Origin of the sequence: Halococcus sediminicola, from assembly GCF_000755245.1 — an archaeon.
Classification (GTDB): Archaea; Halobacteriota; Halobacteria; order Halobacteriales; family Halococcaceae; genus Halococcus; species Halococcus sediminicola.
Genome location: NZ_BBMP01000007.1, coordinates 86,359 through 111,435 on the forward strand (window position 1 = coordinate 86,359; position 25,077 = coordinate 111,435).

Genomic DNA, 25,077 nt, shown 5'->3' on the forward strand with positions numbered 1-25,077 from the left:
ATCGCTGCCCGGTCGAAACATAGAGCAGATTGGGCCACACCGCCGCGCAACCACCGCCTAGTTGCGCGCGAAAACCAGATAGCCGGTGTGACCGACGCCGGCGGTCGAGGGGCGCGTCCCGCGCTCGTCGAAGTCCATCTCGCGCTGGATGGTCTCGTAGGTCTCGCAGTCCATCCCCACCGCAGCGAGCGTCTCGACGACCTCGCGTGCACTCTCGACGAACGGCGAGTAGACCGCGACGAATCCACCGGGAACCAGCAGGTCGGGCGCGTGCTCGACCACCGCCGGCGCGTCCGCGGTGTCGAGCGTGAGCAGGTCGAGTTCCTCGAACGTCTCGATGTCGTCGAGCACGTCCCCCGCTCTGACCTCGACGCTACCGCCGGCCGCGTCCGTGTCGACGCCAGCGAGGGCCATGTTCTCGCGGGCGACCGCCGCGAAGTCGCGGTTCTGTTCGTACGTCACGACCGACGCGCCCGCACGCCCGAGCGCGGCGGCGAGCACACCGGTTCCGGTGCCGGCGTCGAGCACCCGGTCGCCCGCTGCAACGCCGGTGTGGCCCATCACGAGACCGACATCACGAGGAAGCATCGGCGCGCCGGTGCGCTCGAAGTGGTGAAAGAGATCCGGGCCGCGAAGCTCTCGGACCTCGAAGGCGGTCCCGAGATGGGTTTCGAGGGTGTCGCCCGACGCCACGTCGTCGGGCACGTCGAGCACGCCGAGGTCGGTTTCGAGTCTCGCACCCGGCTCGCGGAGATACTCGCGGCCCTCGCCGACGAGCAGAAAGGCCGTCACTCCAGGCGCGAGACCGCGGCCGCGAGGTCGCCGTCCTCGGCTTCGAGTGCCTCGCGGGCGGTCTCCTCGGTTGCACCCGTGCGCTGGGCGACGATTTCGACATCGGAATCGGGAATCGCGTCCCCACCGCTCGCACCGCCCGCACCCGCCTCGTTCTCGTCACCCTCGCCGAGCGGAATCGTTTCCTCGCTCGCCGCGCGCGTCTCGGGTTCGCCCGTGATGGTGTAGGTCGCCTCTCCTTGGGCGTCCATCCGCTGGACCTCGGCATCGTCGAAAACGAGTTCTTCGTCGGCGGTGCGGATGATTATCTCCTCGGCATCGATCTCCTCGATGTCGATACCCATCTGTTTCATCATCTGTTGCATCTTGCGCGGGTTCAGACCGCCGCCTCCTCCGAACATACCTGCGGGTGGACAGCCAGCGCCTTGTGGCTTCCGACCCACGCCGGGTACGCGATTGCGGGGCAAACGGTTTTGCGCTACCGGCTCGCAGACGCTTCATGCGCCGAGCGGACGCCGACGCGACGACACGCCAGCGCATCGCCGACCACCTTCGCGAACAGCCGGCCGCCGCGAGCACCCTCGCGACCGAGTTCACCATCACGACTGCGACGGCCCTCGATCACGTCGAGCACGTCGCCCGGTCGCTCGATGGCACCGACGAGGAGCTGCTGGTCGCCCCGCCGGAGTGTCGTGACTGCGGATTCAACGAGTTCGACGACCGCATCAATCGTCCCTCGCGCTGTCCCGACTGCAAGAGCGAGGCGATCGAAGAGCCGCGGTTCACCGTCGAGGGGTAGCCTCGGGCACGGTGTCGATGCGCTCGGCCGCCGCCCAACGGTCCTCGTAGACGTCGTTCGCCCATCCCACGAGCGCCTCGTTCGTGCTGTCGAGACAGCCGTGTAGCGTCCCCTGTTCGTCGTACGTACTAACCAGCGCGCGGTCGTCGAGCACCAGGAGTCCGAACGATATTCCCTCCGGCGAGAGGTAGAGTTCGAAGTTCTCGAAGTCGTGGGCGGCCGCGAACGCATCGGGATAGGCCGTCCGTGAGGTGTCGAGGACCGACTCGTCGATGACCAGCCCCATCGCCGCGCCGGTCGTCAGGAGTTCGTGGGCAGCCTCGTTGATGACGGGACTGACGACCGGCGTAATGCCGCGAAACGTCCCCGTGTCGCTCGCCACGAACACATCCGTGATGTGATGCATCGCTGCGTGCGGGTTCGCGGGCGTGTTCGTAATCAGCCGTGCGTCGTCGAGCGTCGCCACCGGCAGCGTTGCACCGACCTCGCCGAGGCGCTGGAGGAACGATCCCCACTCGTCGACGCGCTCGATGGCCGTTTCGAGCGCCTCGTACTGCTCGAACACGAGTCGTCCGCCGACCGTCAGCCGGTACGCGCCGCCCTCGCTGTGGACCCACCCGCGCTCTTCGAGACCGTCGAGCGCTCGGTGGACCGTCGAGCGCGACAGTCCACAGGCGTCGACGAGTTCGCACTGGCGGCGCGGCCGTTCGCGGAGGGTATCGAGGATCCGGACGCGATTCGCCGAACCGGCGAGAAACGCGACGTGTTCCCAGGACCCCATTCGTTTTCCGATTATACTGCACGGAAAAGAATCTTCCGCCGAATCGGCTCAGTCGCCGCGACGTTCGTCGATGGCCGCCCGGTAGCCCTCGCGGTAGGTCGGATACGTGAACTCGTAACCCAACCCCCGAAGTTTGGCGTTCGAACAGCGTTTCGACGTCTCGATGCGTCGCCGCGCCGGCTCCGAGAGGTCGCCCTCCGCGAGCCGTTCGGCGATGGTTCGCTTTTCGGGACGTGACCGCTCGCATTCGTCGGCCAGCCAGTCGGAGAGTTCCCATTTGTCGACCGGTTCGTCGTCCACCGCGAGCACGGCCTCCCCGCGCCCGTGGTCGCCGTCGAGCAGGAAGCGAATCGTGCCGGCGGCGTCCGCGCGGTGGACCATGTTGAGATAGCCTTCTGTTACAGGCCCGTCGAGGTAGCGGTCGAGCCGGTAGCGCCTCGGCCCGTACAGCCCCGCGAAGCGCACGACCGTGCCGTCGATGCCGTATTCCCCCGTTTCCTCCAGCGCGATTCGCTCGGCCTCGGCCAACACCTCGGTCTTCTCGGTCGTCGGTTCGATCGGTGTCTCCTCGTCGACCCACCCGCCGTCGTGGTCGCCGTAGACGCCCGTCGAGGAGGTGTAGACGAGTCGGTCGGGCGACTCGTCGCGCGCGCCGAACTGCTCGACGACGGTTTCGAGACCGTCGACGTAGATGTCGCGTGCGGCGTCGGCCCCGCGACCGCCGGAACTCGCTGCGAAAATCACGGAATCGACGTCCGGGATGGCCGCGAGTTCCTCACGACTGGTGAGGTCGGCCGCGACGGCGTCGAAGCCGGCGCGCTCGATTTTCGCACAGCCCTCGGCGGAGCGGCGCACGCCGACGACTTCGTGGTCGGGCGCGAGCTGGCGACCGAGTGCGAGACCGATGTAGCCACAGCCGACGATGGCGACGCTCATGGCTTCCGGTGTTCGATGTGGCCGTGAAGCAGCGCGAGTTCGTCGAGGCCCATCGGGAGTCGCCCCTCGATCTTCTGCTGGATTTCGCGCGCTTCGAGCGCCCCATCGATGCCCGACTCGACCGCCTCGACGTCGAGCACGGCGGTCGTCATCCCCATCAGGAGGTGGTCGCGGGTCTCCATGACGATGACGTCGGCGTCGGGTTCGTCCGGGTTGAGCGCGAGAATCGCGGCGGCGTCGTCGAGCATGAGGGGTGGCGAATCGCCGTTCGCGAGCGCTTCGACGTTCTCGACGCCCGTCTCCTCCCGGACCCTCTCGACGCCGTGGCTCTCGACGACCGCACGGAGTCGTTCGTCGTAGCGCGCGCGCAACTCGTCGGGCGCGAGGTTGCCCGCCTCGTCGATGTCGTGGAGCATGGGTTCGGTAGCTACCGCCGACGTAAGTGCATTGAGTTCACATCCGGCGGCGAACGCTCCGTACCCGTTTCGAGTGAGCGCTTCAGCCAGTCCCGTCACGGTAGCGAGTTTACCCACCCGTCCGCCGCGGGCGAGCGCTGCGCGGGCGGCCCCGAGCGGCTCCCGATACGCCCGTCGCGCCAGCGCCCAGTCGTACTCACCCACGAGCGTGGTGAATCGGGCCGCGGCCACGAGGATACCGACGGTTCCCTTCTTCAGACGGTGCTCGCCACCTTCTCGATAGGTTTCGATTCCGGTGATGGAGCCGTCGAGCGCCGCGATGGCGGTCGCCAGACAGGCCCGGTTCGTCACGATCCGGCCGCGCCTGGCGCAGTCGGTCGCGTCGATGCGAAGACGACTGCCCTCGACGTGTGGCTCGCAGCCACAGTACGTGCCTACTCGATTCGTCGGCCCCACGTCGCCGACTGGTCGCGGCTTCGGGTTTGAATCCTTGGACGACTACTGGTAGGCCAACTGCATGATCCACTGCGAGAAGGCGTCGCTTTCGGGTTCGACGTCCTCCTCGCCGACCAGCGGCGAGAGGTTGTTGCCGGCCATCAAGAGTGAAAAGTCGAGATCGCGCGCCGCCGGCGCGATGTAGTAGGTGTTGTGGCCCTCGTAGACGGTGTCCTCGCGCTCGACGAGCCCGCGCTCTTCGAGGCGCTCGGCGATGCGACTGCCCGTGCGCGAGTCCACGTCGAGTTCCTTCCAGAAGTCGCTCTGGTGGATTCCTCCTGTCGAGCGGACGAGTTCGAGAGCGGCGCGCTCGTCTTCGGAGAGGTCGGCTTCGGCGGTCGTGCTCATACCCGAGCCACGCCGCCGGACGGGTTAAATCCGGCGTTCGACCGGTTCGAACGGCGTCCGACAGGGTGGTCCATCCGCGAAGTCGTATGTTCCAGTTCCATTGCCATCGATACTGACGAGCGACGACGAGCGTGTGCCGAAGCCGAACTCCTCGTGGTGGACACAGACCCCGTACTCGTGATCGCCGAGAACCTCTGCCGCGCGGTCGAGCCACTCGTCGCTCCCCTCACCCGGTTCCGGCTGGAGTGCTTCGCGCACCGCTCTTCCATTGGCGGCCTGTCGCTCGCCGCGCTCGGGCCACGATTCCGGAATATCGACGTCGCCGATTGCGCCGGTGTTCATCACGACGTGGACGCCGGGGTCGAGGTTGCGAACCCGTAACTGTCCATCCCATTCGAGGAGAATCGCCGCCCGCTCGTCGGCCACCACGAGGTTGAACCCCTCGTACTCGTCCGCCTCGACCGCGCGCTCTACGTGACGAGCCGCCACCTCCGCCGACTCGGCTTCGAGCGCGTCCCTGACGAGCAGTCCGCGCGAGCGCTCGCCCGCCAGTTCCCGGTCGGTCCAGCGGTTCGTGACCGCGGCGAAGAGTCCGAATTCGTTGTAGCCGATCCACGTGCCGCCGGCCTCGGCGTCGCTCGGGGCGATGATTTCCGGGTGTTCCGAGAGCAGTCCCGGCGGGTTCGATTCGCGCTCCAGGGATTCGTCCCGGTTGGCCGCGACCGCTACTGGACGATCCGGAAAAACCTGCCACGCGAGCACGAGAGTGCACATGATTCGAGGGAGGGGACGCGGAGCCTAAACGCCGTGGGTTGGGGGCGGTGCCGTGGCGATCCGGTAATCGGGCGGAGCGGTCGGGTGTGGTGGCGCGGCGGCGCGCGAGGGATGACTGGGCCGAGCGCAGCGAGGCGAAGGAATCAGCTGGGGCCCGTGGGCGGTGCGGTAGCGGGAAGTCAGGTATCGTACCGCGAACGAGCGTAGCGAGTGAGCGGCTCTTTTTAGACCAGGTTTTTGCGAGGAGCGGTGCGCTTCGCGCACCCGACGAGGAAAAAAGTGGTCCAGACGACTTTTCTCCCGGTGGCGAGTCTCCGAAGTATGGACGCACTCGTCATCGGCGGGACACGGTTCATCGGCCGCCACACCGTCGCCGAGCTGCTCGCCCACGACTACGCGGTCACGGTGTTCAACCGGGGCAACCACGGCAACCCCTTCGAGAACGATGTCGAGCACATCGAGGGCGATCGAACCGATCGGGAGGACCTCGCACGCGCCGCCGAGCGCAACCCCGACGTCATCATCGACTGCGTGGCTTACCATCCTGAGGAGGTCCGGACGGCCATCGAGCTGTTCGACGGGAGCCGCTACGTCGTGATTTCGAGCGGTGCGGCCTACGGAGCCGAAGAAATCCCGAAACGTGAGAGCGAGACTGCTCTCCACGAGTGTACCGCCGAGCAGGCGACCGACGATTCGTGGGAAACCTACGGACCCAGAAAGGCGGAAATCGACCGGGTAGTGAGCGACGCTGCCGCCGATGGCGCTGCGGCGACGAGCGTGCGCCCGCCGGTGGTCTACGGCCCGCACGACTACACCGAGCGCTTCGATTACTGGCTCGACAGGGTTCGCAATCACGACCGCGTGGTGGTGCCCGGCGACGGCGACTGTCTGCGCCACCTCGTCTTCGTCGAGGACGTCGCCCGTGCGCTCCGGGTCGTGGCCGAGGAGGGTAGTTCGGGAGCAGCGTACAACGTCGGCGACCGTCGGCTGCCGATTCTCTCGGAATGGGTCGAACTCGTGGCCGACGCGCTCGACACCGAGGTGGAAATCGTGACCGCCAACGAGCGCGAACTCGCCGTCGCCGACCTCGAACCCGACGATTTCCCGCTGTATCGCTCGTACCCACACGTGCTCGACACGAACCGACTCTCGGCACTCGGCTGGGAGGCGACGCCGATCGAGGACGCACTCGCGCACACAGTCGAGGACCACCGCGCGAGCGAGCGCACCGGCCGCGAGAACGGTCCCGACCGCGGGGCCGAAGAGCGCGTGCTCGCGGTGCTCGACACGCTCTGAGAGCGGAGGGCAAACGGTTTGCCCTCCGGGTTGCGAAAGGGAGCCATGTTCGACAAGACCACGTGGATTCGCCTGCCGCGCAACGTCGTGGTCGGTCATGGCGTACTCTCTCGAACCACCGACGCCATCGCCGAACTCCATTTGGCCGGTCGCCCGCTCGTCGTGACCAGCCCTACGGCCCGCGAGGTCGCCGGCGAGCGCGTCGTCGCGGATTTCGCCGACGAGGGCACCGAACCGGCGACGGTCGTCGTCGAGCAGGCGAGTTTCGGAGCCGTCGAGCGCGTCATCGAGACCGCCCGCGAGGCGGCAGCGGGCTTTTTAGTTGGGGTGGGCGGCGGCAAACCCATCGACATCGCCAAGATGGCCAGCGACACGCTCGACGTGGGTTTCGTCTCGGTTCCCACCGCGGCGAGCCACGACGGCATCGTTTCCGGGCGCGGGTCGGTCCCCGAGGGCGATTCGCGCCACTCGGTTGCCGCCGAACCTCCCTTGGCTGTGGTCGCCGATACCGAAATCATCGCCGACGCACCGTGGGAACTCACGACCGCCGGCTGTGCGGACATCATCTCGAACTACACCGCAGTACGTGACTGGCAACTCGCCCACCGACTCCAGAACGTGGAATACTCGGAGTACGCGGGCGCGCTCAGCCAAATGACCGCCGAGATGCTCGTCGACAACGCCGACTCCATCAAACGAGGATTGGAGGAGTCGGCGTGGGTCGTCGTCAAGGCACTCGTCTCCTCGGGGGTGGCGATGTCCATCGCCGGCTCCTCGCGGCCGGCCAGCGGGGCCGAACACCTTTTTTCCCACCAACTCGACCGCATCGCGCCCGGCGCTGCGCTGCACGGCCATCAGGTGGGTGTGGGATCGATCCTGACCGAATACCTCCACAGCGGCGCGGCGGGCAGATGGACGAACATCCGCGACGCGCTCGCCCAACTCGGCGCGCCGACGACCGCCGCCGGACTCGGCCTCGACGACGAATCCATCGTCGAGGCGCTCACGAGCGCCCACGCGATCCGTGACCGCTACACCATCCTCGGCAACGGGATGAACGAGAGCGCCGCCCGCGAGGTCGCCACGGCGACCGGCGTCATCGAGCAGGCCTAGTGGTGTCCCTTCGAGAGCGCTAATCGTCGGCCGCCGCTTGCTTCGTGGCGTAGATGCGGTCTATCTGATCGGCGAAGCGAGTTCTGATGTTGCGGCGCTTTTTCTTCAGTGACGGCGTGAGCAGGTCGTTTTCGGGCGTCCACTCGGTCGGAACGAGTTCGAAGCGCTTGATGCGCTCGTGGGGTTCCACCTCGTCGTTGACGTTCTCGACGTGCGCTTCGACCCACGCGCGGGCGTGCTCGTCGCGGCAGACCGCCGCGCGGTCGCTCGGCAGTTCGACGTTCTTCCGGGCGGCCCACGCGCGCAGTTTCTCGAAGTTCGGGACCAGCAGGGCGCTCACGAACTTCTCGTCGTCGCCGAGCACCATCGCCTGCACGACCCGTTCGGAGGTGGCGAAGGCGCTCTCGATGGGACCGGGCGCGACGTTCCTGCCCGTGGTGAGCACCAGCAACTGCTTCAGCCGCTCGTGATAGACGAGATAGCCATCCGAATCGCGCTCGACGATGTCGCCGGTCCGTAGCCAGCCCGATTCGAAAGCGTCGTCGGTTTCCTCGGGATTGTTCCAGTACCCCGCCGTAACGTTCGGGCCGCGAACGAGGAGTTCGCCGACATCGCCGCTGTTGCGCTGTTCGACGGGGAGAACTGTGGCATCGAGTTTCGTCTCGACGCCGGTGAGCGGCGGTCCCAACGTCCCCGGTTTCGGTGCCTCGGGCGGGTTGACCGAGACGACGGGTGCGGCCTCGGTGAGTCCGTAGCCCTCGTAGATGGGAAGGTCCATCCCGTCGAATAGTCTGGCGAGTTCCGGCGAGAGGCTGCCACCGCCGCTGATGAAAAAGTCGATGTTGCCGCCCATCGCCTCCCTGAGCGTGCTGTAGACCAGTCGATCGGCGAGCGCGCGCTCGACGCGCAGCGTTCGGCCCGGGTTTTCCCGTTGGCTGCTGCGCTTTGCCGCCCCGACCGCCCGTTCGAAGATACGGCGTTTGATGGCCGAGTCGGCGTCCTCGCGCATCGAATCGAAGATGCGTTCGTAGATGCGCGGAACGCTGATGGCCGTGGTCGGCTGGGTCGTTTGAATATCGTCGGCCACCGTGTCGGCGCTCTCGGCGTAGGCGACGGTCGCGCCGCTCGCGAAGAGGAAGAAGTGCCCCGCGAGGCGCTCGAAGACGTGTGCGAGCGGCAGGAACGAAAGCGCGACCGTCTCGCGGCCGACGGAGGGGAGGTCGGGCGATTTGTCGGGCCGGTCGCCGAAGCGCTTTCTGAGTTGGTTGATGTTCGCCCGGAAGTTGCGGTGGGTCATCTCGACACCTTTCGGCTTGCCCGTCGTTCCCGAAGTGTAGATGAGACTCGCCAGGTCGTCGGGTGTTCGCTCGCTCAACCAGCCCTCGTAGGCCGCGCGGTCGAAGGCGCGCTCACCGCGCTCGTAGATGTCGGCAAGCGTGAAAACATCGTCGCGGTCGGTCGGAACGTCGTCCAGCACGACGACGAATTCGAGGTCGAGCGCGTCCTCGACGTCGAGCACGCGCTCCAGTCGGTCGCGGCTGTCGACGATCACGCCTTTGGCTCCGGGGTCGGCGAGGAGATACTCGACCTGTCGCGGCGAAGACTCCTTATAAACGGTGGTGACGACCGCACCCGCCGCCAACAGGGCGAAATCGGTCTGTGCCCACTCCATGCGCGACGCCGAGAAGATGCCTACTCGGTCGTCGCTCTCGACGCCGAGGTCGCGGAAGCCAGCCGCGAGCGAGCGGACGATCGACTGGAACTCTTCGTAGGTGAGCGTGACGTACTCGCCGTGGTCGGCCTCCCTGACGACGCTGCCGGCGAGCGCGCGCTCGTGGACGCCGCCCTTGTACCGTTGGGCGGGCCGGTCGGCGTTGCGGGTCGCGCTCCGCTCGAACAGCCGTGGGATGGTGTCGGTACCGATTACCTCGTCGGTGTGGTCGCGCTCGGCCGCGCGCCAATCCCCGTCGGTCATGCTTGCCGATATCACGCGGGGACCATAGGTATTGGCCCGGGTTTGTGTGGTGCGGTTTGGGTTGCGGTGGCGGCCGCGGTGCGGTGGCGGTGTGGTTGCGGCGGCCGCGTGGGGCTGCGGTGCCGCGGCGGTTCCTGGCGGATGAAGGGTAAGGCACGATCGGAGGGAGTGCCGAGGGCTTCTGCGGTGCCGTGTGGGGCGGTTGCTGTGGCGGAGAGCAGCCGTGTCCGCGCGAACGAAGTGAGCGCGGTTCGCCGCTCGCGCGGTTTGCGAGCGGAAGTTTTTGGCCCAGATTTTTACAAGGGGTTGAGCGCGCCGTAGGCGCGCGATTCCTCGCAGTAAAAAGGTGGGTGCTTGGAATCAATAGGTAGTTAAACCGGCCTTCCATACGCCGGACATGGTCGAGGTATTCGGGCTGTCGATAGGCGTCCTGTTGGTGGTGATGATGGTGGTGTTGCACTTCTCATCGGGCACCGAACGGTCCATCCCCGACGACGTCTCCCAGTCGGTCCTCGAACGGCGTGCCGAGAGCGTTCCGGAGACGAACTTCCCCGAGCCGATGAACCGGTCGATCGGCGGTGGGGCGGCCCCGGCCGGCGCAGTCGGTGGCGGCGAGGGCGGAGCCGAGGGCGAACTCGCCGAGGGTGAGGCGAGCGAGGGCTCGGCAAGCCCGGCCGACATCCCCGACGACGAGGCGGAGGTCTTCGAGATCGAATACGAGAAGGAGGGCGAGACGCTCGAAGTGCCCGAAAACCAGACGCTGCTCGAAGCCGGCGAGGAGCAGGGTTGGGACCTGCCCTACGCCTGCCGTGCGGGCCAGTGTCTGTCCTGTGGCGGCCACGTCGCCGACGGTCCGTCCGAGGACTACCTCACTCACGACGGTCAGGAGATGCTCAGTGAGGACGAACTCGGCGACGGCTACACGCTGACCTGTGTTGCCTACCCGACCGCCGACCTGACGCTCGAAACGAACGAGACACCCTGACTTTCACAACGCCTAAATCACCGACCTTCCTGTTCCGCTCTGTGGGCGCGTAGCTCAGTGGATAGAGTTCTTGGTTCCGGACCAAGACGTCGCGGGTTCAAATCCCGTCGCGCCCGTGAGCGAGAAAACGAAACATCTCTTCTATCGTCTCGAATCGGTCGACTTCCGGAGACTGTACGAGCGGTGAATCCGAGCGCACAATATTCGGGAGTGAACCGTAGCGACATCTCGATCGTTGACCGAACAGTTCAGGAAACGGCCGTGGGGCCTCACGTCAGTTGAGGATGAGGGCCGTCTGACTGCGATGGTTGTGTTCACTCGTGCTTGGAAATCCTGTGCAGTGACGCGCGCTACGCCGGAGCGGGAGTGTGTTCGGGGTTGGTTGCGGCCGGGCGTTCGGCGGCCCGGACGAGCAGTCCGGTGAGGACGGCCACGCTGGCGACGAAAAACAGCGAGCCGATCGACGAGGAGGGATCGCCAAAGAGGAGATAGATCGGCGCACCGGCCGACGGTCCGAGCGTGACGACGGCGATCTGTGAGAGCGCCGGCCCACAGCAACAGCACGCCTGTGGGGCGGCGATGCCGGCGATGCCCGCGCCGGTCTGCGAGGTGCCGCCGCTCGATTGATACGCAAACAGCGCCGCGTTCAGCCCGATGAGCGTGCCGAACAGGGTGACGAGGAGCACCGTCCCGACCGAGATCACCCCGCCGATCGGAACCGCCGGATACCAGAACTCGACGGCCGGCCACATCACCAGCGGGTCGGCCACCGGCAGCACGGCGACGATCTGTTCCGACAGCGACACGCCGGTGCCGTCGTCGGGAATCAGATAGAGCATGCCCGACGAGAACGCGAAGAAGAGCACCGAGAGCGCGCCGACGGCGACCCCGAACCGGCGGGCCGTCCGGTCGGCGAGCAGCCGTCGAATCAGGCCACCGGCGTCCCGGTAGAGGACGTAGCCGAGCGCGACGACGAGACCGAGCACGACGAGATAGCCCAGCGAGTTCGTCTCGGTGTAGATGCCGAGCGCCGAAAGACCGGGATAGGCGACCCACGTCCCGAGGAGTACGCCGAGACCGGCGAAACGGGGCCGTCGAGACCAACGGAACTGGCCGACGAGCACGCTTGCGAGCATGATGCCCACGCCGACGAGCAGCATCAGCGGGGCGTGGATCGCCCGTGGGACGATCGGCTGAGCGGACAGCCACTCGTACGGCGAGAGCTGGACGATCCAGATCGCGCCGAACACTCCCATCGCGAGCCCGACGACGGTCCCGTGGAGGCGATAGCGCGTTGCCGCCGGCCGCAAGCGGTGCAGATACTGGCTGGCGACGACGATCCCGAGACCGGCGATGAGCGCGACGAGTCCGAACCACTGTTCGAGTTCGAAGCCGTTGACGGAGACCGAGCCACCGTGGGCGGAGGCGACCGGCATGGAGCCGAGACCGGCGACGAGGAAGACGGCCGTGAGCGCGGTGTGCCCGAGACGCCGGCCCCTAAAGTTGTCGTCCGGCCGATTCGCGGCGGTGCGGTCCGTACTGGACGTCATTGTTCGGGGGTTGTATCGGGCGTCATATACTCCCACCGGTTCGGTGGATGGCCTCGAACGGACACGGTGGACACGATGGACTCACGTGACGAACGGCATGGCGTCGAAATCACGAGGTGTCGATGACGAAATCACAGCCGTATCAGCCGGACTTTTCTATCGTCGCCGTGTACCGAGCCACCATGCCGCCGGAAATCACGCGCATCGAGACGACGGAGTTCAGCTACACCCTTTCGGATGTCGGCTCGGACCCGGGATTCAACCTCGTCTACGACCCTGGAGAAACCACCGAGCGCCGACTGTTCAGCATTCGTGTCCACACTGACGGTGACCTCACCGGCGAGTTCGTCGGCGGCAACTCGCCGGCCTTTGCCCAGTTCCACGAGGTCGCCGACTATCTCATCGGGAAGAACCCGCTCCGTCGTGAGCGCCACTGGTCCGAAATGAAGCGTGCTCTCCGGAAATACGACCGCATGGGGATCGGACCGGTGGACATCGCCCTCTGGGATCTCGCGGGCAAACACTACGGCGCGTCCATCGCCGAACTGCTCGGCCAGTATCGCGAGCGCCTGCCCGCCTACGCCTCGACCTACCACGCCGACGATAACGGAGGATTGGACTCGCCGGAAGCCTACGCCGACTTCGCCGAGGAGTGCCAAGAGATGGGGTACGGCGGGTTCAAGATCCACGGCTGGGGTGGCAGCGACGCCCGACGTGACATCGACCGCGAGATCGAGACCGTCCGCGCGGTTGGCCAGCGCGTGCCCGGGATGGATCTGATGATCGATCCGGCCTGCGAGTACGAGACGTTCGCCGACGCGCTGAAGGTCGGCCGTGCGTGCGACGAACAGGAATTCCTCTGGTACGAGGACCCCTTTCGTGATGGGGGTATCTCCCAGCACGCCCACCGGAAGCTCCGCCAGCAACTCGACACGCCGATCCTCCAGACCGAGCACGTCCGCGGGCTCGAGTCGCACACCGACTTCGTCGACCGCGAGGCGACCGACTTCGTGCGGGCCGATCCCGAGTACGACGCGGGTATCACTGGCGCGATGAAGATCGCTCACATGGCCGAAGGCCACGGTCTCGACGTCGAGATCCACTCGCCGGGCCCAGCCCAGCGCCACTGCATGGCCGGGATGCGAAACGCGAACTACTACGAGATGGCGCTCGTCCATCCCGACTGTCAGAACACCGCCCCGCCGATCTACGAGGAGTACGAGGACCAGCTCGACTCGATCGACAGCGAGGGGACCGTCGCCGTTCCCGACGGTCCTGGACTCGGCATCGAGTACGACTGGGAGTTCATCGACGAGCACAAGACAGGCGGACGGACCTACGAATAGGTCGAAACCGGGCGAGCAGTCGTGTTTTGGAGTCCGATAACAACGGCGGATCGTGGATTATGGATGGCGCAGGCGATCGACGAGAGTCGGCCGGCAGTATATTAGCATCGAGGGCGAAGCCTGCGCGGTATGGTACACTCGACGTGGGGCGACTGGTTCGTACAGGACGAGATCGAGGCTGCCGATCCGGACGGACTCGCGGTCTGGTATCTCGGTTGTAATGGCTATGTCCTCCGCACCGCGGAGACGACGATGTATCTCGATCCGTATCTCGGCGACGGATCGCCGCCCCGAACCATCAGAATGATCCCCGTGCCGATGGACCCCGCCGATGCCACCCTCTGCGACGCCGTCCTCGTCACCCACGAGCACATCGATCACATGCATCCGCCCTCCCACCGCGCGCTCGTCGAGGACTGTGGCGGCGACCTCTACGCGCCCGCGGCCTCCCACGACGCGCCGAACTACGATGGCGACGTCGAGGCTCCGCCGGCCGAGACCGTCGCGCCTGGTGACGACTTCACTGTCGGCAACCTCTCGATCCACGTCCGCGGCGCGAACGACCCCGATGCCGAGGAGCCCGTGACCTACGTCGTCGAACACGAGTCGGGCACCTTCTTCGCAGCGGGTGACTCCCGGCCGGCCGACGAGTTTTCTGACATCGCCACCGAGTTCGACATCGACCTCGGCGTGCTCGCCTACGGCACCGTCGGCAACATCTTCCACACGGAGGACAATCCCTCGGAGACCTACCCGACCGACTGGTACAACGACGGCGAGCAGGTCGTCGAGGCGGCGAACCAGCTCGACCTCGACCGACTCATGCCCGTTCACTGGGACATGTGGAAGGGCGTCGGTTCCGATCCGAAGATCGTCCACGAGCACGCGGCCTCCTACGAGCATCCGCGGGTCGTCGAGATCGTCTCCATCGGCGACCGTGTGGACGTCGGCGAACCGGGCGTCGTGCAGCTGCAGGACCGCCGCGAGTAGCGCCGGCAGCGGATTTAAGAGGTCGACGTGCGAGCAGGAGCCATGGGAACGGCGAACTTCGATTACAGCGACGAGACCGTGATCGTCACCGGCGGCAGCGCGGGCATCGGGCGCGCCATCGCGCTCGGGTTCGGGCGCGCGGGCGCGACGGTGATCGTCGCCGACGTGCGCGAGGAGCCGAAGATGGAGGGCGAGGACGTGCCGACCCACCAGCTGATTTCTGAGTCGGGCAGCACCGGCGAGTACGTCGAAACCGACGTCTCGGACCCTGACGAACTCGAATCGGTCGTCGAGGCCGCCCGCGACTTTGGAGGTGTCGACGTGATGGTGAACAACGCCGGCGTCCAGCACTCAGAACCGTTCCTCGACGTCGAGCAGGAGGACTTCGACCGCCTGCACCACACCAACATTCGAGGGGTGTTCTTCGGGACGCAGGCCGCCGCGCGCGACATGATCGACCGCGACGAGCCGGGGAGCATCGTCAACACCGCCTCGATCTCCTCATGGGTCGCCCAGCACGGTCAGGTCCAGTACGACTCGACGAAGGGTGCCATCAAGATGATTACCAAGGGGACGGCGCTCGAACTCGCCGAGCACGGTATCCGGGTGAACGCCATCGGACCGGGACAGATCGCTACCGAGTTCACCGAGGGCTGGTCCGAGGAAGCCCAAGAAGCCGCCGGCGACGAGGGCGGGTTCATCAAACCCGTGCCGCTGGGTCGGGCCGGCCATCCCGACGACAACGCCGGCGCGGCCATGTTCCTCGCCAGCGAGAACGCCTCGTACATCACCGGTCAGCTCCTGTTCGTCGACGGCGGCTGGACGGCGATCTGACGCCTTCGAGTTCTCAGTTCAGTGTTTCGCGCGTCGTGGATGGCCGTTGCTCGGTTGCGAGTTTTTGTATAAAAACCGATAGTTCGTCGTTCGTGTCCGCTGAGCGGCGTTACTGTCGGGTAACGTTGGTCGCTCGCGGTCCTTTGTCAGCCTGTTCGATGTCGAATTCGACTTCGGTGTCCTCTTCGAGGTCCGGGCCGCCGATGTCCTCCATGTGGAAGAAAACGTCCTCCTCGGAGTCCTCAGTGTCGATAAAGCCGTAACCGCCCGTGTCGTTGAAGAAGTCGACCGTACCTGTTGCCATTGCAAGCAAATCCAGTGCCCATCCGGGGATAAGGGTTGCGCGAGTGGCGCTATCACGGACCCAGAGAGCGTCTGCCGCGACTGCTGTAGAGGTTATTGAGTGATAGTTCGCTCTCGAAACACGCTTGCAGCAGCTATTCGGTACGATCTGTTCGGAAACTGCTCGGTCGGGGATTCGGACTCGTCCGGACGTGCTCGCTGTCGCTGCGCGCGACCGGTCTGCTCGAATCCACCTCCCTGTGCGTGGTTTTCTCGCTACGCTCGCTCGAAAATCCATGCTCGGTCGGGGATTCGAACCCCGGTCATCGGCTCGAAAGGCCGAAATGATTGGCCGGACTACACCAACCGAGCTATCGCGTTTTTCCGTTCCCGATACCGACTGTTAAGCATTCCGTTCCGCGCTCACTTACCCTCGAATTCGGGGTCGGAATCGCCCATGAACGCCGTGACGCCCTCCATCAGGTCCTCGGTGTTGAGCAGGTGCCCGAAGGCCTGCGATTCGATTTCGAGACCGGCCTCAGTGTCCTCCCAGCCGCGGAGCATCGCGCGCTTGGTGAGTTTCTGGGCGATGGGCGGCCCGCCGGCGAGGTCGGCAGCCAGTTCGTGAGCGCTGTCCTCAAACTCGCCGTTCTCGACGACTTCGGTGAGGAAGCCGTACTCGGCGATCTCGGCGGCGTCGTAGCGGTCGGCGGTGAGGATGATCTCCTTCGCACGGCCCTCGCCGACGATGTGCTGAAGGCGCTGGGTACCGCCCCAGCCCGGAAGCAGCCCCAGATTCAGTTCGGGCTGGCCGAACGACGAGCGCTCGGAGGCGACGCGCAGATCGGCACACATCGCCAGTTCCATCCCGCCGCCGAGGCAGTAGCCGTCGATACCCGCGACGACCGGCATCGAACACTCTTCGAGTTTGCCGAAGGTCTCCTTGCCTTTCTGCGAGAGGTCGATGCCATCGAGCGGGTCGGCGCTCGCCGCCATCGACTGGACGTCTGCCCCCGCCGAGAAGGCGTCGTCGCCAGCGCCGACGATCAGCACCGCACGCACGGCATCGTCGTCTTCGAGAACGTCGATGGCCCTGTCGAGTTCGTCGAGAATTCCCTCGTTGATGGTGTTCATCCGGTGGGGTCGATCGATAACGATTCTGCCCACCATGTCGCCCGGATGCTCGATACGGATGCTCTCGAACTCCATCCCGTCCTCGTCCTCGCGCTGCTCGTAGAACCCCTCGCCGGCGCGCTCTTCGAGGTAGTCGGCGGGTTCGTAGCGCGCCGCACCGGTCTCCTCGTGGAGTTCGTCGAGGGTCTCGTGGAGCGAGTCGAGACCCGCGCCATCCGCCAGTTTCGCTGGCCCTTCGGGGAAACCAGCGCCGAGCATGACCGCCTCGTCGATGTCGCCTGCGGGCGCGACGTCGTTGCCGACGAGTTTGGCGACCTCGTTGGCCATCACGGCCAGCAGTCGTGATTCGATCCCCTCACTGCCGGCGTCGGTTGGGATGTCCGCGCCATCGCCGTTCTCGTAGTCGTAGAATCCTTTCCCGGTTTTCTTACCCAGTTCTTCGCTTTCGACCTTCGATTCGAGCAGCGGACACGGCTCGTAGGCATCGCCCAAGGTCTCGTGCATGTATTCGAGCACGTGATAGCCGACGTCGATACCCACCTGATCGGCGAGTTCGAAACTCCCCATCGGCAGCCCCATGTCGAACTTGGTGGTGCTGTCGACCTCGCCCATCGTCGCCACGTCATCCTCGACGAGCCACGCCGCCTCGTTCATCAACGGGACGAGCACTCTGTTGACGATGAAGCCCGGGCTGTCCTTACGCACGCGGACAGGGGTCTTGCCGAACTCCTCGGCGAGCGCCTCGACGGTGTCGAGCGTCTCGTCGGCGGTGTGTTCGCCCGAGATGACCTCGACCAGTTGCATTCTGACGGGTGGATTGAAGAAGTGCATCCCGCAGAACTGACCGGGCCGTTCGGTGACCTCCGCGAGATCCGTGATCGACAGCGAGGAGGTGTTCGTCGCGAAGAGGGCGTCCTCGGGCGCGTACTGCTCGACCTCGCCGTAGACGTCCTGTTTGATGTCCATCTTCTCGGGCACGACCTCGATGATGAAGTCGGTTCCTGATACTGTGTCTTCGAGGTCGACCAGCGGCGTCACGCGGTCGAGGGCCGCCTCGGCCTCCTCCTCGCTCAACTGGCCCTTCTCTTCGAGCTTGCCGACGCTCCATTCGAGCTGGTCGTAGCCGTTTTCAACTAACTCCTCGTTGATGTCGCGCAGGCGGACCTCGTAGCCCGCGAGCGCGGCAACTTCGGCGATGCCGTGGCCCATGTTCCCGGCTCCGAGCACCGCGATAGTCTCGATATCCTCGACGTTCATGATTCATCGTTAAAACTCACCGGCGGGCTTTCAACGTTTCTGTCTCCACAGCATTGCCCTCGAACTCTCTCGATCGTGCTCGGATCGTCCGCCGTCTTCGAAAACTCAAAACGAGTTTACTCTTGGTTACGAAACTATTTGCCGCAGGGCTGTATAACGGTCGATTATGGACTACGAGCTGTCCGACGAGCAAAAACAGATCCGCGACGAGGTGCGCCGCTTCGCCGAAAACGAGATCGCGCCCATCGCGGGCGAGTACGACAGGGAGGAGAAGTACCCCCACGACCTCATCGAGACCGCCGGCGAGATGGGCATGCTCGGCGCAACCATTCCCGCCGAGTACGGCGGCGCGGGCTACTCCACGCTGGAGACGGCCATCATCTCCGAGGAACTCTTTGCGGTCGACCCCGGAATCGGTCTCTGCGTGGCGTCCACCGGCTTCGGGGCTGAGGCCATCATCGCGGCGGGCACCGACGAGCAAAAGGAGGAGTTCCTCCCCCCCAATAGCGAGCGGCGACGCCATCATGGGCGCGGCCATCTCCGAACCCGACACCGGCTCGGACGTCTCGTCGGTCTCGACTCGCGCGGAGAAAGACGGCGACGAGTGGGTCATCAACGGCAACAAGATGTGGATCACCAACGGCTCCGTGGGCGATTTCTTCGTCGTGCTCTGCAAGACCGACCCCGACGCCGACGGCCGCTACAACGGCTTCTCGCAGATCATCGTCGAATCGGATCGGGATGGATTCACCGCCGAGAAGATCACGGGCAAACTCGGCATTCGTGCCTCCGACACCGCCGAACTCCTCCTTGACGACGTGCGCGTGCCCGAGGAGAACCTCGTCGGCACGCAGGGCGCGGGCTTCCTCCAGCAGATGCAGTTCTTCGACGCGACCCGCACGGGAGTAGCCGCCCAAGGCGTCGGCATCGCCAAGGGCGCGCTCGAACGTGCGCTCGACTACGCCAAAGAGCGCGAGCAATTTGGACGGCCCATCGGCGACTTCCAGGCCATCCAGCACAAACTCGCCGAGATGCAGACCGAAATCGAAGCCGCCCGCCAGCTCACCTACAAGTCGGCGTGGAGCGTCGATAACAAGGAAGAACAGCTCACGACGCTCGCCTCGATGGCCAAAGAGTACGCCTCGCGCATCGCCGTCGAAGTTGCCGACGAGGCCGTCCAGATCCACGGCGGCGCAGGCTACGTCGACGACTTCGACGTCGAACGGTTCTACCGCGACGCCAAGATCACCCAGATCTACGAGGGTACCACCGAGATCCAGAAGAACGTCATCGCCCGCGAGATGCTCGGCAAAGGCTTCTGAACGTACCTTTTTACTTCGTCGGGTGCGCTCGCTCCCTACGGTCGCTCGCCCACCGCTCCTCGCAAAAATCTACGCTAAAAACACCTGCTCACTCGCTTCGCTCGTTCGCAGTGAACCGCGCTCGCTACGCTCGCGCGGACACACCACCAACTCTCCACAACCCCGCACAGCACCGCAGAAGCCCTCGCTCACTTCGTTCGCTCGCCCTTCATCCACCAAGGCCCCGCCCCGCAACCGCAAACCGCAGCGCCGACCACACCGCGCCGCCGGCCGCACAGCGGCCGCAGCGCCACCGCGACCGCTCACTCGATGGCGTCGAGCAGCATGCTCGCACCGAGGTCGATCTCGCGCTCGGTGACGTCGAGCGGCGGGAGGATTCGAATCGTCTTCTGTCCGCAGGCGAGCGTGAGCAGCCCGCTCTCGAAGGCGTTTTCGAGGACCGCATCGCGGGTCTCTGGGGTATCGAACTCGACGGCGAGCATCAGCCCTTTCCCGCGCACGTCGACGACCGGTTCGGGGGCGTCGTCGCGCAAGTGCTCTTTGAACTGGCGACCGCGCGCGACGGCGTTGTCCATCAGGTCGTACTCCTCGATGGCGTCGATGGTGAGCGCACCCTGCATCGAGGCGATGACGTCGCCCGCGCCCCACGTCGAGGAGATGCGGCCCTTCTCCTCGGGGAAGACGTCCGAGCGCGAAATCGTCGCGCCCACCCGCAGGCCCTTCGCGGCGGTAATCACATCCGGCTCGATTGGGTAGTGATCGGCCCCCCACCACTCGCCCGTGCGCCCCATTCCGGCCTGGATCTCGTCGGCGACTAACGTGATGTCGTGTTCGGCGCAGACGTCCGCGACCTCCTCCATGAACGCATCGCTCGGGAACCGATAGCCGCCCTCGCCCTGAATCGGCTCCATAATGAGGTAGGCGACCTCCTCGGGCGCGACCGATCCCTCCTCTCCCAGCATCCGCCGAAGCTGTGATCCCTCACCGGTGAAGAAGCCACACGAACAGCTCCCGGCGTCACAGGTTCGCTCGCTGCAGAAGGGCACGTCGTGAATCCCGGAAATCTCGGGAAAGTCACGCCGGTAGACCGATTTCGAGCGATTCAATGAGAGTGCGCCGAGCGTGCGACCGTGGAAAGCTCCCTGGAAGGTGATGCCGTAGGAGCCGCCGCCGTCATAGCAGATCTTGATGGCATTCTCGACCGCTTCAGCACCCGAATTCGAGAGGAAGACCCGATCCATGTCGTATTCGCTGGTCAGGTCCGTGAGCCGCTCCATCAGCCCCGCCGGCCCCGGGAAGTCGGGGTTTTCGGGCGAGCCGGGTCCCACGTAGAAGTCGTGGCCGGCGGTCTTCAGCGGGTCCACGAGGTCGAAGGCGGCCATCGGCTCGGTGATCTTCGGGTTGTTGTAGCCCAGTGGCGCGGCCCCGACGTGACATGTGAAATCGAGGAGCGTGTTGCCGTCGGCATCGGTACAGAACGGTCCCTCCGCGGGTGCGGTCGGGTCCCAGACGAAATCGTAGACGTAGGTGCTCGGCGCGGCGACGGCCTGCTGGCGCTCGACCCACTCGCTGGCGCGCGCTCCCGGTAGCTCGCCGACGCGAGGCTCGGCGGTATCCCGATCCATGCACGAAGCCGACGGTCCGGCCTATTAACTAATTCGTTCCGGTTCGTGCAATATTTCAGACGTCGACGTATTGCGACTCCCACTCGCGGCGAGCGTCGATCTCGCGCTGACCTCGGCGGGTGATCTTGTAGTAGTTCGTCCGTCTGTCGATCTGACCTTTCTCGACCAGCCCCTTGTCGACGAGCGTGTCGAGGTTCGGATACAGCCGTCCGTGATGGATTTCGGTCTCGTAGTACTCCTCGAGCTCGTCCTTTATCGCCAAGCCGTGTGGCTCTTCTTTGCCCGCGATGGCGTACAGCAGGTCGCGCTGAAATCCTGTCAAGTCGTACATCGTACTCCGATACTGGTAAGTGAATGATTCGTATAAGGATGTCGGAACTGTCGCAAACACGAGAGAGTGTCGTCGGGTGAAAACCGCGACTGAAGTCGTTTCGGCGGTTCGGTACATGACAGTCGCCGACCATCGAAGCACAGCGAGGAACTCACAACTGGCGCTGGCGAGTCGTGTTCGAAAGGAAAGCGCCCGCACGGGAGAAAAGCCCGCGTCGGGCGCTCGCCGCCCTGAATTGGTCCCCGCTGACGCTTCGGCCCTCCAAGCGAAGCGTCACTCATACACTATGGATAGCCGCACTTAACGCTATCGGCCGGCGGTCACATGTGCTCCTCTTCGAGCGCCCACCCGAGTGCGCGCCGGTAGTAGGTAAACATCTGTCTGACGCCCTCGTGGTTCATCTCCTCGTCCTCCAATTCGTCGATCAGGAACTCGTACTGCTCGCGGATTTCCTCTTCGTCACGCATACCCATCCATCGGGGCGAGCGCTGAAAAGCGTGACCCGGCCGGCTTACGCGCGCTCGCGGCCGGAAATTCCGTGCCAGATGGCGTTCACGAGTCGTGTTTCACCCGTTCCTTCCGCGTCGTCCCACCCACGGACGAGCGCGTCCTCCAACACGTCGATAGCGTGGTTCTCGAAGTTGTTCGCACCCCGAAAGTCCGACAGCGATGCGCGCTCGTCCTCGCCGAACTCGCTCGTCGTTCCCTCGTGAAATCCAGCCTTGCCGAGCGCGGCCGTGACTTCCTCGGCGGTTTCGCCGTCGAGTGCCCGAACTTCGTCGGGCGGTTCGCGTTCGAGCAGGGTCACGTCGTAGATACGGAAGACCCGTTCGAGTTCGTCGATCGGGTGGTCGTGGTCGTCGACGCGGACGTCTATCCAGCGGTCGTTGGCCCCGTCGTAGCCACCCTCCGGCTTGACGACGTAGAGCGCCGCCGACTGCTCGCCGCGGGCGTCGCCGCCGGCCTCGTTGCCCGCATGAAGCGCGGCGATGAGTTTCTCCGGGAGCCCACCCGCCGTCGATTCGTAGGTGTCGGCCATCGCCGAAAGCGTCTCCGGGTTTTCGAGGATGTTGCCCTGCACAGTGTAGTTCTCGCCCTGGATGTCGCCGGCGAACTCGAAGCAATCGTCGCCGGTGAACGCCGCGACCGATCCATCCCGCCCGACGACCCCGACCTGGCGCTCCGCTGACTGGTCGTCAGCATCGGTAAGTTCCTTGACGACCTCCTCGGCCGAGTGGCCCTCACGGAGCAGGTCCAACCCGTCAGGTCCGTAAGCGACGTTCGCAAAGCTCTGGGTGGCGATTGCGCCCGCGTCGGCGCTGGCGAAGGGGACCACCGAACCGACGCTAACGAACTTCGACTGGACGGCGATGCCGACCGCGTCCCGTTCTGGGTCGCGCGCGACGATGGAGAACGTGCTCGGGCGTGGCATACCGCGAATGGTGTTCCCGCCCGGAAAAACGTTCCTCGCCGTATGCCGAGATTGGTTGGGTGCGGTCTGCGCGCGGGAGCGCCACAGGCGCGACTCGCGCGAGGGATGAGCGAGGAGCGAAGCGACGAGCGAATCGGCTGGGGAGGTATGTGGGCGGTGCGGTTCTCGTTTGTGATGCGCAAGTACGAGTCGCGCTGTCCGTGAAACAGTTCTTGAATGAACGCACACGAATCGCCAGACGAAAGCGATTAACCGGCTCCACGCACACCGAAACCCGATGGCCGGTGGCTTCGACGACGAACGGGACGTGCTGCCGTTTTCGCTCCGCGAACTCCTCGCTATCGGCTGGGTGACGGCCACGACAGTGGTATTTCTGAACGTCTTCCTCAAATACGTCAACGGTCAACTGCTGGGGAACGCCCGCGGCGTCCCCGAATACTGGCCGGTCAGCATCTTCGTCTTCCGACTCGACCGCCTGCGCCCCGAATGGGCGATTCCCGCCCTCCTCACCGCCGTCGTCGCCTTCGCGCTCACGATGGCGTATCTCCGCCGCGACGGCGACGGCGTCGCCCCAGTCATCGTGGCCGGTGTCGTCCTGTTGGTGCTCTCGAACCTCCTGCATGGGTTCACCCACGGGTTCGTCGTGCCGCTGGCCACCCGCGAAGGATACTATCAGCTCGCGCCGAGGATCGTGGATCCGCTTGCGTTCATCCGAACCTACGAGGCGAACCAGCTCTCCTACGTCGTCCACGCGAAGACCCACCCACCGGGTGCGGTGCTCACCTTCACGCTGCTCGACTGGCTGTTCGGCTCGCGTGCGCCCATCGCGGCCGCCATCGCCTTCTTCTCGCTGCCGACCTCGGCGTATCTGCTCTACCGGCTGCTCGGGACGTACTACTCGCGGAGAGTCTCCCAATACACCACGCTGCTGTTCGTGCTGTTGCCCGCCATTCAAATATACTATCTCGCCTCCATCGACGCCATCATCACGACGCTGATGCTCGCCACGGTCTACCTGTTCACCCGTGAGTCGCGCCGGGCGACCCTCGCCGCGTTCGTCCCGCTGCTCGTGGTTTCCTTCCAACTGTTCCTGTTCGTCTTTCTCCTTCCCATTCTTGCCGGCGTCGCGTTCTTCCGCCGGGAGAAACTCGCCCCGCTCTCCGCGATGGTGCTCGGACTCGTCGGTTTCTACCTATTTGTCGACGTGGCGCTCGGCTACAACTACATCAACGGCTTCCTCATCGCCTCGAACCAGCAGAACCCTGGCGGGTTCATGCTGTTTGCCGAACCGGCACGGTACGTCCTCACCCGGTTCGAGGACGTCGCCGAACTCGCGCTGTTTTTCACACCCTTCCTGTGCCTGCTCGCGGCTCGCGGACTGGGCGCGCTTTGGCGCGATGTGGGTGGACGACGCCTTCTCGAAGACCGACGCGAGCGCGAACCGTTCGTGCTGGCCGCGTGCGCGCTCGTCGCGTTCGCCGCGCTGCTCATGGCGGGCGTCTATCACACCGGCGAGACCGCCCGCGGCGCGATGTTCATGTACCCCTTCCTGCTGCTGCCGGTCGCCGCCGCGATCCGTCGCATCGATTCGTCGTGGCGCGGCGAGTGGCTGCTGGCGGCAGCGGTGTTCGGCCAGACGCTCGTGTTGCAACTCGTCGGTGGCTATCTCTGGTGATCCTTCGCGGCAGTCAACGGTTGGCGCGCGACGAGCGCACAGGGAAAGTCGGGATGTTCGACGAGATGGCGCACCACGAGGTGTCGCCGACTTCCAGTGAGACCCGACTGCTCGACGTCGGCGGCGGTGAATTTCTCAGGTAGTGATTCGTACAGTTCCCACAGTTCAGCAAAACGCTCGAAGACCTTGCGGTGGCCGGCCGAATCGGCGCCTCGACGCGCGACGGCGTACGAACCGTCAGAACGGTGCGTGCCGATGGTGTGGACGAATTCACGGCGCTCGGTGAGCGTTTCGCCGAGCGCGCGTCGCAGCGAGGCAGCCTCTCGCTTGTTCAACTCGTGGGAGCGCCCACCGAGCGAGACGACGACTGCGTCGCTTTCGACACGGACCGATACTTCATCGCCGGAGAATTTCCCGATCAGGAGCGTGGGGACTCCGTGACATACGTCCTGATGTATCGTTCGTCCCTCAAAATCCTGTCGGTGAGTGGGCCGCTCCATCGGTATCTTGCTTCGAACATACTCGAATGCATCTCTCCACCGGGCACGGAACGATGACCTCGTTTTTGAGGTCGGCGGCCCTACCGCAG

General features: G+C 65.2%; 24 protein-coding genes, 2 tRNA genes and 1 pseudogene. 10 read left to right on the forward strand and 17 right to left on the reverse strand.

The genetic code is table 11. The features are described 5' to 3' along the window. Window positions 1–57: 57 nt before the first annotated feature. Window positions 58–792, reverse strand: coding sequence for a methyltransferase (locus ACP97_RS04635; protein WP_049996672.1), 735 nt, complete (start codon window positions 790–792; stop codon window positions 58–60). After that, window positions 789–1,193 (reverse strand): nascent polypeptide-associated complex protein, encoded by a 405-nt coding sequence (locus ACP97_RS04640; protein WP_049996673.1) that lies wholly within the window; start codon window positions 1,191–1,193, stop codon window positions 789–791. Before ACP97_RS04640 ends, ACP97_RS04635 begins: the two co-directional genes overlap by 4 nt. Before the next feature lie 98 nt (window positions 1,194–1,291). On the opposite strand from ACP97_RS04640, the gene ACP97_RS04645 reads away from it, so the two are divergent. Then, the gene (locus ACP97_RS04645; RefSeq protein WP_049996674.1) at window positions 1,292–1,591 is read left to right on the forward strand and encodes a transcriptional regulator; all 300 of its coding nucleotides are present in this window, start codon (window positions 1,292–1,294) and stop codon (window positions 1,589–1,591) included. Here the strand turns inward: ACP97_RS04645 and ACP97_RS04650 are convergent. The 5 genes from ACP97_RS04650 to ACP97_RS04670 are packed head-to-tail and all read right to left on the reverse strand — an operon-like array spanning window position 1,575 to window position 5,341. After that, entirely contained in the window at window positions 1,575–2,372 is a 798-nt protein-coding gene (locus ACP97_RS04650; protein WP_049996675.1) for a helix-turn-helix transcriptional regulator, read from the reverse strand. The two genes, ACP97_RS04645 and ACP97_RS04650, sit on opposite strands and share 17 nt — an antisense overlap. A gap of 48 nt (window positions 2,373–2,420) precedes the next feature. Further along, window positions 2,421–3,308: an SDR family oxidoreductase gene (locus tag ACP97_RS04655; protein WP_049996676.1), complete on the reverse strand. Its 888-nt coding sequence runs from the start codon at window positions 3,306–3,308 to the stop codon at window positions 2,421–2,423. Next, window positions 3,305–4,180 carry a DUF5791 family protein gene (locus ACP97_RS20325; protein ID WP_202593561.1) on the reverse strand — a complete coding sequence of 292 codons (876 nt, stop codon included), beginning with the start codon at window positions 4,178–4,180 and terminating at the stop codon, window positions 3,305–3,307. The genes ACP97_RS04655 and ACP97_RS20325 overlap by 4 nt, the downstream gene beginning before the upstream one ends. A 42-nt stretch (window positions 4,181–4,222) precedes the next feature. Beyond that, window positions 4,223–4,567, reverse strand: coding sequence for a helix-turn-helix transcriptional regulator (locus ACP97_RS04665; RefSeq protein WP_049996677.1), 345 nt, complete (start codon window positions 4,565–4,567; stop codon window positions 4,223–4,225). 24 nt (window positions 4,568–4,591) lie between these two features. Beyond that, the gene (locus ACP97_RS04670) at window positions 4,592–5,341 is read right to left on the reverse strand and encodes an NRDE family protein (protein ID WP_049996678.1); all 750 of its coding nucleotides are present in this window, start codon (window positions 5,339–5,341) and stop codon (window positions 4,592–4,594) included. Window positions 5,342–5,662: 321 nt separating this feature from the next. Here ACP97_RS04670 and ACP97_RS04675 point away from each other — a divergent pair, with 321 nt between their 5' ends. Both ACP97_RS04675 and ACP97_RS04680 read left to right on the forward strand, forming a co-directional pair. Then, window positions 5,663–6,637, forward strand: coding sequence for an NAD-dependent epimerase/dehydratase family protein (locus ACP97_RS04675; protein WP_049996679.1), 975 nt, complete (start codon window positions 5,663–5,665; stop codon window positions 6,635–6,637). A gap of 45 nt (window positions 6,638–6,682) precedes the next feature. Beyond that, window positions 6,683–7,750, forward strand: coding sequence for an NAD(P)-dependent glycerol-1-phosphate dehydrogenase (locus tag ACP97_RS04680; RefSeq protein WP_049996680.1), 1,068 nt, complete (start codon window positions 6,683–6,685; stop codon window positions 7,748–7,750). Between the two features lie 19 nt (window positions 7,751–7,769). Here ACP97_RS04680 and ACP97_RS04685 read toward each other — a convergent pair whose 3' ends face one another. After that, window positions 7,770–9,725, reverse strand: a complete 1,956-nt coding sequence (locus tag ACP97_RS04685) for an AMP-dependent synthetase/ligase (RefSeq protein ID WP_049996681.1) — start codon at window positions 9,723–9,725, stop codon at window positions 7,770–7,772. Window positions 9,726–10,122: 397 nt separating this feature from the next. On the opposite strand from ACP97_RS04685, the gene ACP97_RS04690 reads away from it, so the two are divergent. Beyond that, window positions 10,123–10,710 carry a 2Fe-2S iron-sulfur cluster-binding protein gene (locus ACP97_RS04690; RefSeq protein WP_049996682.1) on the forward strand — a complete coding sequence of 196 codons (588 nt, stop codon included), beginning with the start codon at window positions 10,123–10,125 and terminating at the stop codon, window positions 10,708–10,710. A 43-nt stretch (window positions 10,711–10,753) separates the two neighbouring features. Next, window positions 10,754–10,826 (forward strand) — tRNA-Arg (locus tag ACP97_RS04695). Window positions 10,827–11,060: 234 nt separating this feature from the next. Here ACP97_RS04695 and ACP97_RS04700 read toward each other — a convergent pair. Next, on the reverse strand, window positions 11,061–12,260 hold the full coding sequence (locus ACP97_RS04700; protein WP_049996683.1) for a hypothetical protein: 1,200 nt from the start codon (window positions 12,258–12,260) through the stop codon (window positions 11,061–11,063). Window positions 12,261–12,442: 182 nt separating this feature from the next. Here ACP97_RS04700 and ACP97_RS04705 point away from each other — a divergent pair, with 182 nt between their 5' ends. The 3 genes from ACP97_RS04705 (at window position 12,443) to ACP97_RS04715 (ending at window position 15,430) form a co-directional block, all read left to right on the forward strand. Beyond that, window positions 12,443–13,606, forward strand: coding sequence for an enolase C-terminal domain-like protein (locus ACP97_RS04705; RefSeq protein ID WP_049996684.1), 1,164 nt, complete (start codon window positions 12,443–12,445; stop codon window positions 13,604–13,606). 129 nt (window positions 13,607–13,735) lie between these two features. Next, a complete protein-coding gene (locus ACP97_RS04710) occupies window positions 13,736–14,596 on the forward strand; it encodes an MBL fold metallo-hydrolase (protein ID WP_049996685.1) in 861 nt (286 codons plus the stop codon). A gap of 42 nt (window positions 14,597–14,638) precedes the next feature. Beyond that, window positions 14,639–15,430: an SDR family NAD(P)-dependent oxidoreductase gene (locus ACP97_RS04715; RefSeq protein WP_049996686.1), complete on the forward strand. Its 792-nt coding sequence runs from the start codon at window positions 14,639–14,641 to the stop codon at window positions 15,428–15,430. A gap of 109 nt (window positions 15,431–15,539) precedes the next feature. Here ACP97_RS04715 and ACP97_RS04720 read toward each other — a convergent pair whose 3' ends face one another. The 3 genes from ACP97_RS04720 to ACP97_RS04730 form a co-directional block, all read right to left on the reverse strand. Further along, window positions 15,540–15,734 carry a cold-shock protein gene (locus tag ACP97_RS04720; RefSeq protein ID WP_004052044.1) on the reverse strand — a complete coding sequence of 65 codons (195 nt, stop codon included), beginning with the start codon at window positions 15,732–15,734 and terminating at the stop codon, window positions 15,540–15,542. A gap of 275 nt (window positions 15,735–16,009) precedes the next feature. Beyond that, a tRNA-Glu gene (locus ACP97_RS04725) sits at window positions 16,010–16,084 on the reverse strand. A 51-nt stretch (window positions 16,085–16,135) separates the two neighbouring features. Next, the gene (locus ACP97_RS04730) at window positions 16,136–18,103 is read right to left on the reverse strand and encodes a 3-hydroxyacyl-CoA dehydrogenase/enoyl-CoA hydratase family protein (RefSeq protein WP_049996687.1); all 1,968 of its coding nucleotides are present in this window, start codon (window positions 18,101–18,103) and stop codon (window positions 16,136–16,138) included. 166 nt (window positions 18,104–18,269) lie between these two features. Between ACP97_RS04730 and ACP97_RS04735 the strand changes: the two are divergent. Then, window positions 18,270–19,425: pseudogene (locus tag ACP97_RS04735) on the forward strand (acyl-CoA dehydrogenase family protein). Window positions 19,426–19,727: 302 nt separating this feature from the next. On the opposite strand, the gene ACP97_RS04740 reads toward ACP97_RS04735, so the two are convergent. The 4 genes from ACP97_RS04740 to ACP97_RS04750 all read right to left on the reverse strand — a co-directional run bounded on the left by ACP97_RS04740 (window position 19,728) and on the right by ACP97_RS04750 (window position 22,813). Then, on the reverse strand, window positions 19,728–21,050 hold the full coding sequence (locus ACP97_RS04740) for an aminotransferase class III-fold pyridoxal phosphate-dependent enzyme (RefSeq protein ID WP_049996688.1): 1,323 nt from the start codon (window positions 21,048–21,050) through the stop codon (window positions 19,728–19,730). A gap of 55 nt (window positions 21,051–21,105) precedes the next feature. Continuing rightward, window positions 21,106–21,381 (reverse strand): PadR family transcriptional regulator, encoded by a 276-nt coding sequence (locus ACP97_RS04745; protein ID WP_049996689.1) that lies wholly within the window; start codon window positions 21,379–21,381, stop codon window positions 21,106–21,108. Between the two features lie 320 nt (window positions 21,382–21,701). After that, window positions 21,702–21,848, reverse strand: a complete 147-nt coding sequence (locus ACP97_RS20330; protein WP_202593562.1) for a hypothetical protein — start codon at window positions 21,846–21,848, stop codon at window positions 21,702–21,704. A 44-nt stretch (window positions 21,849–21,892) separates the two neighbouring features. Continuing rightward, entirely contained in the window at window positions 21,893–22,813 is a 921-nt protein-coding gene (locus ACP97_RS04750) for a DUF1028 domain-containing protein (RefSeq protein WP_049996690.1), read from the reverse strand. Between the two features lie 277 nt (window positions 22,814–23,090). Between ACP97_RS04750 and ACP97_RS04755 the strand changes: the two genes are divergently transcribed. Continuing rightward, complete coding sequence (locus ACP97_RS04755; RefSeq protein WP_049996691.1) at window positions 23,091–24,488, forward strand: hypothetical protein; 1,398 nt, start codon at window positions 23,091–23,093, stop codon at window positions 24,486–24,488. Here ACP97_RS04755 and ACP97_RS04760 read toward each other — a convergent pair. Beyond that, window positions 24,476–24,988 carry a DUF7528 family protein gene (locus ACP97_RS04760; protein ID WP_237561096.1) on the reverse strand — a complete coding sequence of 171 codons (513 nt, stop codon included), beginning with the start codon at window positions 24,986–24,988 and terminating at the stop codon, window positions 24,476–24,478. The two genes, ACP97_RS04755 and ACP97_RS04760, sit on opposite strands and share 13 nt — an antisense overlap. Window positions 24,989–25,077 lie beyond the last annotated feature (89 nt).

Bases quoted from the DNA above. Each gene is read 5' to 3' on its own strand.
- ACP97_RS04750 (WP_049996690.1), bottom strand. From the start codon at position 22,813: ATGCCACGCCCGAGCACGTTCTCCATCGTCGCGCGCGACCCAGAACGG.
- ACP97_RS04740 (WP_049996688.1), bottom strand. From the start codon at position 21,050: ATGGATCGGGATACCGCCGAGCCTCGCGTCGGCGAGCTACCGGGAGCG.
- ACP97_RS04710 (WP_049996685.1), top strand. From the start codon at position 13,736: ATGGTACACTCGACGTGGGGCGACTGGTTCGTACAGGACGAGATCGAG.
- ACP97_RS04640 (WP_049996673.1), bottom strand. From the start codon at position 1,193: ATGTTCGGAGGAGGCGGCGGTCTGAACCCGCGCAAGATGCAACAGATG.
- ACP97_RS04745 (WP_049996689.1), bottom strand. From the start codon at position 21,381: ATGTACGACTTGACAGGATTTCAGCGCGACCTGCTGTACGCCATCGCG.
- ACP97_RS04720 (WP_004052044.1), bottom strand. From the start codon at position 15,734: ATGGCAACAGGTACGGTCGACTTCTTCAACGACACGGGCGGTTACGGC.
- ACP97_RS04760 (WP_237561096.1), bottom strand. From the start codon at position 24,988: ATGGAGCGGCCCACTCACCGACAGGATTTTGAGGGACGAACGATACAT.
- ACP97_RS04675 (WP_049996679.1), top strand. From the start codon at position 5,663: ATGGACGCACTCGTCATCGGCGGGACACGGTTCATCGGCCGCCACACC.
- ACP97_RS04680 (WP_049996680.1), top strand. From the start codon at position 6,683: ATGTTCGACAAGACCACGTGGATTCGCCTGCCGCGCAACGTCGTGGTC.
- ACP97_RS04650 (WP_049996675.1), bottom strand. From the start codon at position 2,372: ATGGGGTCCTGGGAACACGTCGCGTTTCTCGCCGGTTCGGCGAATCGC.
- ACP97_RS04690 (WP_049996682.1), top strand. From the start codon at position 10,123: ATGGTCGAGGTATTCGGGCTGTCGATAGGCGTCCTGTTGGTGGTGATG.
- ACP97_RS04670 (WP_049996678.1), bottom strand. From the start codon at position 5,341: ATGTGCACTCTCGTGCTCGCGTGGCAGGTTTTTCCGGATCGTCCAGTA.
- ACP97_RS04705 (WP_049996684.1), top strand. From the start codon at position 12,443: ATGCCGCCGGAAATCACGCGCATCGAGACGACGGAGTTCAGCTACACC.
- ACP97_RS04715 (WP_049996686.1), top strand. From the start codon at position 14,639: ATGGGAACGGCGAACTTCGATTACAGCGACGAGACCGTGATCGTCACC.
- ACP97_RS04645 (WP_049996674.1), top strand. From the start codon at position 1,292: ATGCGCCGAGCGGACGCCGACGCGACGACACGCCAGCGCATCGCCGAC.
- ACP97_RS04685 (WP_049996681.1), bottom strand. From the start codon at position 9,725: ATGACCGACGGGGATTGGCGCGCGGCCGAGCGCGACCACACCGACGAG.
- ACP97_RS04655 (WP_049996676.1), bottom strand. From the start codon at position 3,308: ATGAGCGTCGCCATCGTCGGCTGTGGCTACATCGGTCTCGCACTCGGT.
- ACP97_RS04730 (WP_049996687.1), bottom strand. From the start codon at position 18,103: ATGAACGTCGAGGATATCGAGACTATCGCGGTGCTCGGAGCCGGGAAC.
- ACP97_RS04700 (WP_049996683.1), bottom strand. From the start codon at position 12,260: ATGACGTCCAGTACGGACCGCACCGCCGCGAATCGGCCGGACGACAAC.
- ACP97_RS04755 (WP_049996691.1), top strand. From the start codon at position 23,091: ATGGCCGGTGGCTTCGACGACGAACGGGACGTGCTGCCGTTTTCGCTC.
- ACP97_RS04665 (WP_049996677.1), bottom strand. From the start codon at position 4,567: ATGAGCACGACCGCCGAAGCCGACCTCTCCGAAGACGAGCGCGCCGCT.
- ACP97_RS20330 (WP_202593562.1), bottom strand. From the start codon at position 21,848: ATGCGTGACGAAGAGGAAATCCGCGAGCAGTACGAGTTCCTGATCGAC.